Source organism: Sporosarcina koreensis, from assembly GCF_001531445.1.
Classification (GTDB): Bacteria; Bacillota; Bacilli; order Bacillales_A; family Planococcaceae; genus Sporosarcina; species Sporosarcina koreensis_C.
Genome location: NZ_LQYA01000123.1, coordinates 82,144 through 95,021 on the forward strand (window position 1 = coordinate 82,144; position 12,878 = coordinate 95,021).

The 12,878-nt window shown below is 41.5% G+C and carries 8 protein-coding genes; all 8 read left to right on the forward strand.

Annotation, left to right across the window (positions count from 1 at the left end):
• Positions 1-233 precede the first annotated feature (233 nt).
• On the forward strand, positions 234-2,948 hold the full coding sequence (acnA, locus tag AWV70_RS14055; RefSeq protein WP_060208357.1) for an aconitate hydratase AcnA: 2,715 nt from the start codon (positions 234-236) through the stop codon (positions 2,946-2,948).
• A 144-nt stretch (positions 2,949-3,092) separates the two neighbouring features.
• Positions 3,093-5,327 (forward strand): PepSY1/2 domain-containing protein, encoded by a 2,235-nt coding sequence (locus AWV70_RS14060; RefSeq protein WP_060208360.1) that lies wholly within the window; start codon positions 3,093-3,095, stop codon positions 5,325-5,327.
• Positions 5,328-5,553: 226 nt separating this feature from the next.
• The gene (locus AWV70_RS14065; RefSeq protein WP_060208363.1) at positions 5,554-7,785 is read left to right on the forward strand and encodes an S-layer homology domain-containing protein; all 2,232 of its coding nucleotides are present in this window, start codon (positions 5,554-5,556) and stop codon (positions 7,783-7,785) included.
• A 583-nt stretch (positions 7,786-8,368) separates the two neighbouring features.
• Complete coding sequence (thrS, locus tag AWV70_RS14070; RefSeq protein WP_060208366.1) at positions 8,369-9,559, forward strand: threonine--tRNA ligase; 1,191 nt, start codon at positions 8,369-8,371, stop codon at positions 9,557-9,559.
• Between the two features lie 126 nt (positions 9,560-9,685).
• A complete protein-coding gene (locus tag AWV70_RS14075) occupies positions 9,686-10,573 on the forward strand; it encodes an alpha/beta fold hydrolase (protein WP_060208370.1) in 888 nt (295 codons plus the stop codon).
• Positions 10,563-11,177, forward strand: coding sequence for a DUF2441 domain-containing protein (locus AWV70_RS14080; protein WP_060208373.1), 615 nt, complete (start codon positions 10,563-10,565; stop codon positions 11,175-11,177). The genes AWV70_RS14075 and AWV70_RS14080 overlap by 11 nt, the downstream gene beginning before the upstream one ends.
• 92 nt (positions 11,178-11,269) lie before the next feature.
• Complete coding sequence (locus tag AWV70_RS14085; RefSeq protein ID WP_160327664.1) at positions 11,270-12,250, forward strand: DUF4362 domain-containing protein; 981 nt, start codon at positions 11,270-11,272, stop codon at positions 12,248-12,250.
• Positions 12,251-12,586: 336 nt separating this feature from the next.
• Positions 12,587-12,878, forward strand: a 292-nt coding sequence (locus tag AWV70_RS14095; protein ID WP_082713634.1) for an acyl-CoA thioesterase, incomplete at its 3' end; no start/stop codon positions are given.

The window sequence follows — 12,878 nt, forward strand, 5'->3', positions numbered from 1 at the left end:
ACAAATATAGAAAAAATTCAGTAGAACTCTATCATATGAATCCAAAACTTTGCATGAACATGTTTTTCAGAATATACTTGACAGTGAGCGGATTCTTTATGCCTTCATACATACGGTCATCATGTTTTCTTATGAAAGACTATAATTTTTATGTATTTTACTTATGAACTTAGCTGTACTATGATGGAGGAGAAACGCTTACACACAACCTTTTCAATAAAGGAGGAATTACAATGGCAAAAAGCAATTTACACAATAGCCGCCAATCATTCGAGTTGAATGGCAAGACATATAACTACTATCGTCTAAAAGCCCTCGAAGAAGCCGGCATTGCGAATATTTCCAAACTGCCTTATTCAGTAAAAGTGCTACTTGAATCCGTCTTGCGCCAACATGACGGTTATGTGATCAAAGACGAACACGTTGAAAACTTGGCAAAATGGGGCAAGGATGCAGATAAGGACGCTGAAGTTCCTTTCAAACCTTCCCGTGTTATCCTGCAAGACTTCACTGGAGTTCCAGTTGTCGTTGACCTTGCATCCCTTCGTTCAGCTATGGCTGAAATGGGCGGAGATCCAAACAAAATCAACCCTGAAATTCCGGTTGACCTCGTCATCGACCACTCGGTACAAGTTGACCGCTACGGTTCTGAGGATGCACTTCGCCTGAACATGGAACTGGAATTCGAACGTAACGCTGAGCGCTACCAATTCCTGAGCTGGGCTCAAAAAGCGTATGATAACTATCGTGCTGTGCCTCCTGCAACAGGTATCGTTCACCAAGTGAACCTTGAGTACCTTGCGAGCGTTGTCCATGAAGTGGAGAACGAAGACGGTACATTCGAAACATATCCAGATACGCTTGTCGGTACTGACTCCCATACAACAATGATCAACGGGATCGGTGTTCTTGGATGGGGTGTAGGTGGAATTGAAGCTGAAGCAGGAATGCTTGGACAGCCTTCTTACTTCCCGATCCCTGAAGTTATCGGTGTAAAACTAGTTGGCGAACTTCCAAACGGAACGACAGCAACTGACCTTGCGCTTAAAGTGACACAAACACTCCGTGCACACGGCGTTGTCGGTAAATTCGTCGAGTTCTTCGGACCTGGCGTATCGAAATTACCACTTGCAGACCGCGCGACAATTGCTAACATGGCACCTGAATACGGCGCGACTTGCGGATTCTTCCCAGTCGACGAAGAATCACTTGATTATATGCGTTTGACAGGCCGTGAAGAAGATCATATCCAAGTCGTAAAGAAATATCTTGAAAAGAACGATATGTTCTTCACACCAGATAATGAAGATCCTACTTACACAGAAGTGATCGAAATCGATCTAACTAAAATTGAAGCGAATCTAGCTGGCCCTAAGCGTCCGCAAGATATGATCCCGCTTACAGAACTACAACGTTCTTTCAAGGATTCCGTTGTAGCTCCTGAAGGAAACCAAGGCTTCGGTCTAACTCCGAAGGAATTCGAAAAGCAAGGTACTGTCGAGTTCGCGGACGGTCGTACTGTCGGTATGAAAACAGGAGACCTAGCAATCGCAGCAATCACTTCTTGTACAAACACTTCCAACCCTTACGTTATGTTAGGCGCTGGACTTGTTGCGAAGAAGGCTGTTGAAAAAGGACTTACACCTCCTGCATACGTGAAAACATCACTTGCACCAGGCTCGAAAGTCGTTACAGGCTATTTGGAAGACTCCGGTCTCTCAAAATACTTGGATCAAATCGGATTCAACACAGTCGGTTACGGTTGTACGACATGTATCGGAAACTCTGGTCCGCTTCTTCCTGAAATCGAAAAAACGATTACAGAAAACGACCTATTAGTTTCTTCCGTACTTTCCGGTAACCGTAACTTCGAAGGACGTATCCACCCACTTGTAAAAGCGAACTACTTGGCTTCACCGCCACTAGTTGTCGCTTATGCACTAGCTGGAACTGTCGATATCGACTTCGAAAAAGATCCAATCGGCAAAGCGAAAGACGGTACGGATGTATACTTCAAAGACATCTGGCCATCTTCGGAAGAAGTGAAGGAAGTTGTAAAAGCGACAGTAACGCCTGATCTATTCCGTAAAGAATATGCTCGCGTATTCACTGAAAACGAAGCGTGGAATGCAATCGAAACGACAGACGATTCATTGTATGATTTCGATGAAAACTCGACATACATCCAAAACCCGCCGTTCTTCGAAGGGCTTTCAAAAGAGCCTGCTGATATCGAAGCGCTTGGCGGACTTCGCGTCATCGGTAAATTCGGTGATTCCATTACGACGGACCATATTTCTCCTGCAGGTGCAATCGGTAAAGATACACCGGCTGGTAAATACTTGCGCGAACATGGCGTAGAGCCACGTTACTTCAACTCATACGGTTCCCGTCGCGGTAACCATGAAGTTATGATGCGCGGTACATTCGCGAATATCCGTATCCGTAACCAAATTGCAAAAGGCACAGAAGGCGGGTTCACAACGTACTGGCCGACGAAAGAAATCTGCCCGATCTATGACGCAGCAATGCGTTATCAGGAGGATGGAACTGGCCTTGCAATCCTTGCTGGTAAAGATTACGGTATGGGATCTTCACGTGACTGGGCTGCAAAAGGTACTTCATTATTAGGTATCAAAACAGTCATCGCGGAAAGCTACGAGCGTATCCACCGTTCCAACCTTGTCATGATGGGTGTTCTTCCTCTTCAATTCATGAATGGGGACAGTGCTGAATCTCTTGGCCTTACTGGCGAAGAAGAAATCAGCGTAAACATCGCGGAAGGCGTAAAACCACGCGACATCCTGAAAGTGACAGCAACTGCAAAAGACGGCTCTGTTAAAGAGTTCGACGTATTAGCACGTTTCGACTCCGAAGTTGAAATCGACTACTACCGTCACGGCGGAATCCTTCAAATGGTTCTTCGTGATAAAATGAAAAATAACTAATAAGCATATCAAAGGCGTCCGATTAAATCGGGCGCCTTTTTCATTTTGGCGATATTGTCCATCACGTTCTTTTCTCGACTGGACAATCATACAATCTAAAGATGGCTATCAAACACAAAAGATGTGTAATCTAGGAGGGTTATTTTGGCGGGCTTGGAAAAAATAGGTATGATTGTCACTTCTTCTGTTTTATCCTTCGGTATGTTTTCATCGATTGCCCATGCTTCAACTGCAGAGCATGGACAACCAGAAAAAGTGCGGATCCAAGTTGCTTCCACTGATACGATCATCTCGAAAGATGAATTGATCAAGAAGTTTAAAAAGATGTTCCCCGATCGGTTTGATTACCTAACGAACAATGACTTTCATATGAGCAGTGCGCATATGTATCCTGAGGACGAAACGGTGCGGCATGATCTAAATTTCACCAAAACTGTTAATGGAAAGCGGGTGTATGGGAGTATTGGTTTTGTCGGGGAGGATCTAGATATAGAATACTTTTCTTATCAGCCTCCTAACGTCAAGGATGCTTTATTCCCTGCAAAAGTATCAAAAGAGGAAGCAAGAAAAATAGCAGAAGATTTTATGAAAAAATCACTTGGTGGAAAAGACTATCAAGTAGAAACGGATACGTTCAATTATTATCCGCAGCAAATCTTAACAGAGCCGGTACGCTACTCATTCTCATTTGCACGTACACATAATCAGGTGACCATTGCTGATCAAAGAATGGAAGTATCAGTGTTAGGAAACGGAGAAGTCGTTAGTTTTCACAAAATGTCTCCACAATCTGCAACTTCTACTTTTTCTGATCCTACACGAATAAAAGATAAAAATGAAATGTTAAAGCAAGTGAAAGCAAATCTTTCTGTCGACTTGTCTTATCAAGTTAACTATGATTACCAAACGGGAGACCGGAGTGCAGAACTCGTCTATCGACCAACGGCAAAACTGCAAGGCGTTGAGGCTGCATCAGGAAAATGGATGACGGTAGATGGCTTTGCAACAGATTTTCCATTGAAAACAAAAATTGAAGCGATTTCATCGAAGCCTCTTCCAGCGAAACAAGACGGGATTACTGTAGAGGACGCAAAGAAGATTGCTGAACAATTTCTTGCCATTGATTCTGAGAAAGTAAAATTGAAAATCGAGTCGATCCAAGAAATGGAGAACTACAATGGAGTGCCTGTTATATACGTTCAATATATGTATCAACATGCAGGCGGCGGAACAGGATCGAGTTTGGAAATTAATAAAAACACGGGTGAAATTGTCAACTTTTATAGTATGAAAGATCATCTGCTAATGGAAATGGGGGAGGAAACAACAAAAAAGGACGCCCTTTCCCAACAGGAAGCACTCAATGAAGCAGTGAAGTTTCTAAAAGAATGGGCTCCTTCCAATTTGCATTCGTATGCAATGCCGATAGGAGAACCTTATCGTAATGAAAGAACGGGTTCTTATTCCTTCACATTCCCCAGGATTATGAATGATATTGTCGTGATGGGAGATCAAATCAGTGTAGAGATAGCGGCTAATGGTTCATTAAACAGCCTAAATGTTAATTATCAAGAGATGGAAAATTGGCCATCAAGCGACAATGTCATTTCCGAGAAAGAGGCAAAAAAGGTTTTGGAAGAGGCGCTTACTCTAAAACTTACGTATATGAAACACGCTAAAAATGAAAAGGAAAATCATTATGATCTCGTGTATGTACCTGTATTCAATGAGGACCCCTATAGTTATGTCAATGCCCATACAGGGGAATGGAATAACTTATATAACGGGAAAGATTCAATTGCCGTAACACATCCTTGGGCGGAAGAAGAACTTAATTATCTTATCAATGCCAACGTGTTGGATGTAAAAGATGCTACGAGCTTTAACTCTGATGCTGCGATTTCAAAAGGGGAAGCATTGAAAATGCTCATGAATTCACTAACCTATTTCTATCATGGCAGCTATTACTACGGTCAAGAAAACACGTACCAGACGTTTGAAAATATCGACCCTAAACATCCGTTATATCAGGTGATCGAACGAGCGGTTGAAGCAGGCATCATCAAAGCGGATACTAAGAACTTTGATGCCGATGCACCAATTACAAGGGAAGAGCTTTCGGTTTGGATGATCCGCGTCATGGGGCTTGAGAAAGCTGCAAAAGATAGCAGCATCTTTACGTTAGGCTTTGAAGATGCTGATAAGATAAAAACTGCAAACGTAGGCTACGTAGCGATGGCGAACTCGATGGGCTTAGTGCAAGCAGAGCAAAACCGGTTCAACCCTGATCGCGAAGTGACGTATGCGGAGTTGGCGGTATCGACGATCCGACTAGCGCATGCAATCGCCGAAAGCGGGAGAGGTCTACAATATTATTAACCGATAAACGATAGAGGATGATTAACCACCTGTTAGCATCACGCCCGCATTCATCCCTTGATTGGAGGAATGCGGCTTTTTCATGTCATAATAAAAATACAAAATTTTACTGTACATAATAGTATTAAACAGATATAATATGCATAATTATTAAATAATTTATATATTTTGTAATTTAAAAGAGAGAGAGATAAATTAAATAGGAAATGAACTTAGGAGGGGTATTTTGGCAAAGTTAAAAAAAGTAGGTATGATTTTATCTTCATCTGTTTTGTCTTTCGGCATGTTTTCTTCGGTTGCAAATGCTTCAACTACAGAAATTGGACAACCAGAAAAAGTACGGATTCAAGTCGCTTCCACAGATGTTGAAATCTCGAAAGATGAGCTGATCAAAAAGTTTAGGGAAATATTCCCTCACCAATTTGACTTTTTGACGAATAATGATTTTCATGTGAGCAGTGGACATATGTTCCCGGAAGATGAAACAGTCCGGCATGATCTAGTTTTTACAAAGACCATTAATGGAAAGCAGATTTACGGCAATATAGGATTTGTTGGAGAAGAACTGGATATCGAGAATTTTTCCTATCAACCGCCTAATGTGACAGATGCTTTGTTCCCTCCTAAAGTTTCAAAAGAAGAAGCAAAGAAAATAGCGGGAAATTTTATGAAGGAATTTCTAGATGGAAAAGACTATCAACTAGAAACGAACACGTTCAACTATTATCCTCAACAGATTTTAACTGAGCCGATTCGTTACTCATTTACTTTTGCGCGTACAGAAAACCAAGTCTCCATTGCGGATCAAATAATGCAAGTATCTGTTTTGGGGAATGGTGAAATCGTTAGTTTTTACAAGATGTCCCCACAATCTACAAAATCCACTTATGAGGACGTCACACAAATCAAAGATAAGTATGAAATGGTAAAGAAAGTGAAAGAAAATCTATCTGTTGAATTAAATTATCAAGTTAACTATGATTACCAAACGGGCGATCGCAGTGTAGAGCTCGTCTACCGGCCAACGGCAAAATTTCACGGCATTGAAGCGTCTACAGGGAAGTGGTTGACTGCAAATGGTTTTACATCGGACATTCCAGGTGAAACAAAAATTGAAAAGGTTACAGTAAATCCACTTCCAGCAAAACAGGATGGGATTACTGTAGAAGAAGCGAAAAAGATTGCCGAACAATTTCTAGCGATTGATTCTGATAAAATAAAATTAAATATCGAGTCAATTCAGGAAATAGAAAACTATAATGGAATGCCCGTTATTTCTGTCCAATATATGTATCGGTATAGAACTGGCGGAAGTGGTTCAAGTTTAGAAATTAATAAAAGTACAGGCGAAATTATCAACTATCACAATATGAAGGATCACTTGCTGATGAAGTATGGAGAGGATTCTAAAAAAGAAAATAGCCTTTCTCAACAGGAAGCACTCAGCCAAGCTGTGAAATTGCTAAAGGAATGGGTCCCTTCCTATTTGCATAACTATGCAATGCCAGTAGGAGAACCTTATGTTGACGAACGAGTAGGTTCGTATCAGTTCTCATTCCCAAGAGTCGTAAATGGAATTATCGTCAATGGCGATCAGATCAGTATAGGAATAGCGTCTGACGGTTCTTTAAATAGCTTAAATGTCGATTACCAAGAGATGGAAAATTGGCCACCAAGCGATGACGTGATTTCCACGGAAGAGGTTAAGGCGATTTTTGAAGAAGCACTTGACCTTAATCTTACGTATATGAAGCATTCTAAAAATGAAAAGGAAAATCATTATGATCTCGTTTATGTACCTGTTTTTAACGAGGAACCACATGGGTATGTGAATGCGCATACAGGGGAATGGAATAACCTCTTTAACGGCAAAGATTCAATTACCATTTCACATCCTTGGGCAGAAGAGGAGCTCAATTATCTTATTAACGCCAGAGTATTAGATATAAAAGAAGGTAAAAGCTTTAATCCTGATGCTGCTATTTCAAAAGGGGAAGCATTGAAAGTCATTATGAGCTCACTCACCTATTTCTATCGTGGCGGTTATTACCCGGGACAGCCAAACATGAACCAGACGTTTGATAATATAGATACTAAACATACACTATATCAGGAAATTGAACGTGCGGTTGAATTGGGTATTCTAAAAGCGGATAGTCAGAACTTTGATGTCGATGAACCGGTGACAAGAGAAGAACTTTCGGTATGGATGATCCGCGTATTAGGTTTAGAGCAGGCAGCAAAGGATAGCAGTATCTATAAGGCTGATTTTGAAGATGCCGATAAGATCCAATCTCCGAATATTGGTTATGTAGCAATGGCAAACTCGATTGGCTTAGTAAAAGCGGAGCAAAACCGGTTTAATCCTGATCGCGAAGTGACTTACGCGGAATTGGCGGTGTCAACGATCCGACTAGCGCATGCAATCGCTGAAAGCGGGAGAGGTCTAAGATATTAGTCATTTTCTATTGACATAGCAAAAGCTGTCACATATAATACAATACAATTAATTATCTATAAACAAGCGTTGAGAAGGACATGAATCATTTTGAAAGCTTTGCCAGAGAACAGGACCATGGCTGGAAGTCCTGTAGCGGAAAAGATGTTTTACCACCTTTGAGCATTGTAGAGGACTGCGCCAAGCAGGAAACTATGATCGGGAGACCGTTATCGATTGAGCGCCGTGTTTTTACGTATGGCGAAATCAGGGTGGTACCACGACCGCATTCGTCCCTTTATTGGGGAAGAATGCGGTCTTTTTTAATTTTATACGAAGCGTTGAGAAGGACATGAATCATTTCGGAAGCTTTACCAGAGAACAGGACCATGGCTGGAAGTTCTGTAGCGGAAAATTGATTTACCACCTTTAAGCTATCATAGGGGACTGCACTTTGCAGGAAACTATGATCGGGAGACCGTTATCAATTGAGCGCCACGTTTTTTACACATGGCGGAATCAGGGTGGTACCACGACCGCATTCGTCCCTTTACTAGGGAGGAATGCGGTTTTTTATTTTATATACAACATAGGAGGAATTACAATGTCAGTACAACTGGATATCGAAAAAAGGAATCATCGTAAATTGGGTCAGGAGCTTGAATTGTTCATGTCGTCAGAGGAAGCGCCAGGCATGCCGTTTTATTTGCCGAAAGGGATGATTGTCAGGAACGAGTTGGAGCAGTTTTGGAAACGGAAGCATCAGGAAGCGGGCTATGATGAGATTAAGACGCCGATTATGATGAAGCAGGAGCTATGGGAGCAATCTGGACATTGGGATCACTATCATGAAAATATGTACTTTTCCGATGTGGATGAACAGCAATATGCATTGAAACCGATGAATTGTCCGGGGGCGATGCTGATCTTTAATCATAAACGGAGAAGTTACCGGGAGTTGCCGATCCGTTATGCGGAATTAGGTTTAGTGCATCGTCATGAATTATCCGGCTCATTGAATGGACTATTGCGTGTTCGTGCATTTACACAAGATGATGCGCATCTATTCGTTCGGAAAGATCAAATTAAGCGGGAAGTCGATCATGTATTGGATTTGATTGACGATATTTATTCGGAATTCGGTTTCAGCTATGAAGTCGAATTATCGACAAGGCCCGAAAATTATATGGGGTCCGTCGATTTATGGAATGAAGCGGAGCAATCATTGGAAGAAGTGTTGAAACAAAGAGGAATGGCCTATCGCATTAACGAAGGGGACGGCGCGTTTTATGGCCCGAAAATTGATTTTCACATTTTGGATTCGTTAGGGCGGAGCTGGCAATGCGGCACAGTTCAATTGGACTTCCAAATGCCCGAGAAATTCAATTGCCGGTACATTAATGAAGAGAATGAGCTTAAATTTCCAATCATTATCCATCGAGCGATTTTCGGTTCAGTCGAGAGATTCCTTGCCATTCTCGTTGAGCATTATGCGGGAGAATTTCCGTTGTGGCTCGCACCGGAACAAGTAAGAATCATACCGATTGCCGATAAGCATATATCTTACGCTGAAGAAGTGGGGAAAGAGCTTGTTGCAAAAGGATATCGTGTGAAAGTGGATGATCGAGCTGAAAAAATGGGGTTGAAAATTAGGGAGTCGGAAAAGCAGAAAGTCCCTTATATGATGATTGTTGGCGATCAGGAAGTTGAAAAGCAATTGGTTTCTGTCCGAAAGCGGAAAGAAGGGGACATCGGACAATTGAAGATGGAGGAAATGTTCGATGTGCTGAACTGACTCACCAACTGTATCCAACAAGAGCTAAGCAACCAAACTGCTTAGCCCTTTCTATGTTTCTTTTCAAAATTAATAGCGTTATAATTAACGATAGTTAGAAAATATCGAAATATGGGGGTCTTTGATATGTGGGTACAACGTTTGATTAACACAGCGCGAGGGACTTTTGAGGTTTTTGAAAAAGGGGAAGGCGAGCCGTTAGCCGTCACTCATCTATACAGCGAATACGATGACCGGGGGAATGCGTTCGCAAATCCGTTCACTGAGCATTATCATGTCTACCTCATCAACTTGCGAGGAGCAGGGAAATCGGAAGGCGCGCAATCAGAAGAGCAATATAGTATGAAAGAATCCGTGCTGGATTTGGAGGCGATACGAGAAGCGCTCCAAATACCGAAGTGGGGCTTTGCAGGCCATTCGACAGGAGGCATGTTAGCTCTTGTGTATGCTGTGATGAGAGAAGAATCTTTAACGAAAATCATCGCTGGCGGCGCTGCAGCAAGCGTCGAGTATAGTGCGGATCCTGGCAGTATGTATTGCAAGGAAAACCCGAACTTCGAACGCATTATTGAAATCATGAATCGACTGGATACAGCAGGTGTGGCATTGGAGGAAAGACGGGCTTTAGGCCGTGAATGGAATTTGATGTCTTTCCATTCGGAAGAAAAAATGGAGTCGGCTTTTCAGAAGCCGAATAGCGGCAAGACGGTCGGGGATCGATTGACATATTTCAGAAAAGTGGACTGCAAGACGTATGATGTTAGAGATGATCTGAAGCAAATCAACTTGCCTGCTTACATATATGCAGGAATATACGATGCGCAATGCCCGCATAAATTCGGTGTTGAAATCGCGGATTGCCTTCCGAACGCCAGCTTCACATCGTTCCTACATAGTAACCATTATCCGTTTTTTGAGGAAGAGGAAGAATTTGATGCGTTTGTAAGAAGTACTTTGAATCGTGTAGAGGGAGTTGCGGTATCGGTACAGACAGGGACAAAAGATGAAAAATAACGATCTCTTTGCATACCATCTCGTCACAAATAAGAAAATGGAACTCGGACAGATCATCCACTTTGACGACGGTCAACACAACACTTTGTATCGCTTCTTTTTTGAAAAGGAACAAATAAATTCTAAAGGAGAGGATTCTTTACAGATCTTACAAGGCCAATATACAAGTGACGGCTTGAATTTGAAAAAAGAAGATGCCGAAGTAGTAAGCAGGTATATGGGACAAACGATCAGAGCGATTCGAGAAGCACTAACCGAAATGGTGAGATTACAAGAGTATCCTGATTATCCTTCAAGACTGTCGTGCTTATACGCGGCGAAAACATATGAAGACGCATTGAAGTGGAAACAATTTTTTGAGTCCTATAATCGAAAGGTTTTACAGATTGTCAAATTACGAGTGAAAGGATCTTATTTTGAGGGAGATGCTAACCTTCTGCCAAAAGAAGATGGTGTGCCTTTCGTTCAAAAAATTTCCCAAGCGAAAGAGTATTGGAAGGGCAATGTGAACAATGAACTTCCTGAGCTATTGATTAATGGAGAAATTGAAGTTGTAGAAATCATTGATGATTTTTCATGTAAATGTAGCACACTCTTGGTATGACTAGATTGGATGTGGAAGCTTGATGAAGAAAATGGTTTGCTCAATTTTGTTATTGACATTTCTTTTCATCCTAACCTCCTGCAATGCGAGTGTTGAAGAAAAAAATCCAATTGATAAAGAAGTTTTCCACAAAAACAAGTAATGATAATGACAATCCGTCTGTGAAGGATGTAAAAAATGTTGACGTCGTAAATACCCATGGAAGTATTGAAGGATTGGAAAGAATGCAGAACTTCTATCATAATTTGCAGAATGGTATTTCATCTGAATTACGAATTGTCCACTATACAATTGAAGGGGATCCAATCGTTACAGACCTGAATTATAAAGAAGATACTGTAAAAGTGACCTATGATTCATCACGTGATAACTTCGGAAGTGGTGAAATAACGAGCGTTATATGCAGCGATTTGCTGGAGGAAGTTAATCCCACGAATACTTCCTATATCGCCACAGGTTGCTCAGATGACTTTTTCGGAATGGCAGAGATTTTAACAATAGAATATAATTTGGGGCGACAAGATCTTTTCGGGTTGGAATTGAAATTCGGAGAAAAACTGGAAAACGAACTAAATACGAAAACAAAAGAAGCTACGCACATCAATGCAAGCAAAACGAGGACAACAAGTGATTTCAAACTATCTACACCTGTGAAACAAGAAGTCTTTAAAAAGTTGATCATGGCAAATTATTTAGGTGAGCTTGATTTAAAAACTACATGTCAGTCAGAAGACTCCAAGGAATATTATCTAAAAGTATATATTAACGGTGGGGATCGTGATTATCATTGGTCTAGCTGTGATCAAGGTTCGGACGCTTTAAAATTCACAGAGATTGCTGAATATATGATTTTGCAATCTGAAATGGAGCAAACTGAAAGTCCCGAAACCGTGATTCAAGGGTATATTCTGCAAGTAGAAGATGACACGCTGTTAATCGGAGTAGATTTGAATATTTTGGATTATGAATTGCTCAAAGATGAAATACAGCATATTGATCTTAGCGCATACGTATTGATTTTATTAGTTTGGAAGGCGTTAAAACTGATGAGTTCAAGATTGGCGATAAAATAGAAACAATTATAAAGGGAAGCATAACAGGTTCAAACCCAGGAATAGCCCAAGTGAAGGATATTATGAGGCTAGACATTTCAGTCACACGCTAAATAAATAATTGAAATGATTTTTTAATCTTTTTTCCTAGTTGATTGAAGTGCAGAGCGGCGACTCCAGCGGGAACAGCGCGAGCTGAAGACCCTGGACTGAGCACAGCGAAGGAAGCGGCTGAAGCCGTGCCCGCGGAAAGCGTCCGCTCGGAACGGAAATCAACGTTTTTCAACTCCATCAATAAGCTACACAAACAGCAATATCTCGATCTCTTTTGTATAATGGACAACAGAGGTGATGATAGTGTTTGTCAGTGAAAAAGAAGTAGAAATCCGGTATGCGGAGACGGACCAGATGGGCGTCGTCTATCATGCCAATTACTTAGTATGGATGGAAATTGGCCGAACAAGCCTTATTCAAGACTTAGGGTTTACATATGCCGGTCTAGAGGCCGAAGGATATCTTTCCCCTGTTATTGACTTATCTATTCAATATAAGGCGGCCATGAGATACGGACAGAAAGCAACCGTTCGGACATGGGTTGAGTCCCATGGAAAACTGCGGACTGTATATGGCCTGTCTCTTATACACATCT

Excerpts from the sequence above, each read along its gene's own strand:
- acnA (WP_060208357.1), top strand. The coding sequence starts at position 234 with ATGGCAAAAAGCAATTTACACAATAGCCGCCAATCATTCGAGTTGAAT.
- thrS (WP_060208366.1), top strand. The coding sequence starts at position 8,369 with ATGTCAGTACAACTGGATATCGAAAAAAGGAATCATCGTAAATTGGGT.
- AWV70_RS14075 (WP_060208370.1), top strand. The coding sequence starts at position 9,686 with ATGTGGGTACAACGTTTGATTAACACAGCGCGAGGGACTTTTGAGGTT.
- AWV70_RS14080 (WP_060208373.1), top strand. The coding sequence starts at position 10,563 with ATGAAAAATAACGATCTCTTTGCATACCATCTCGTCACAAATAAGAAA.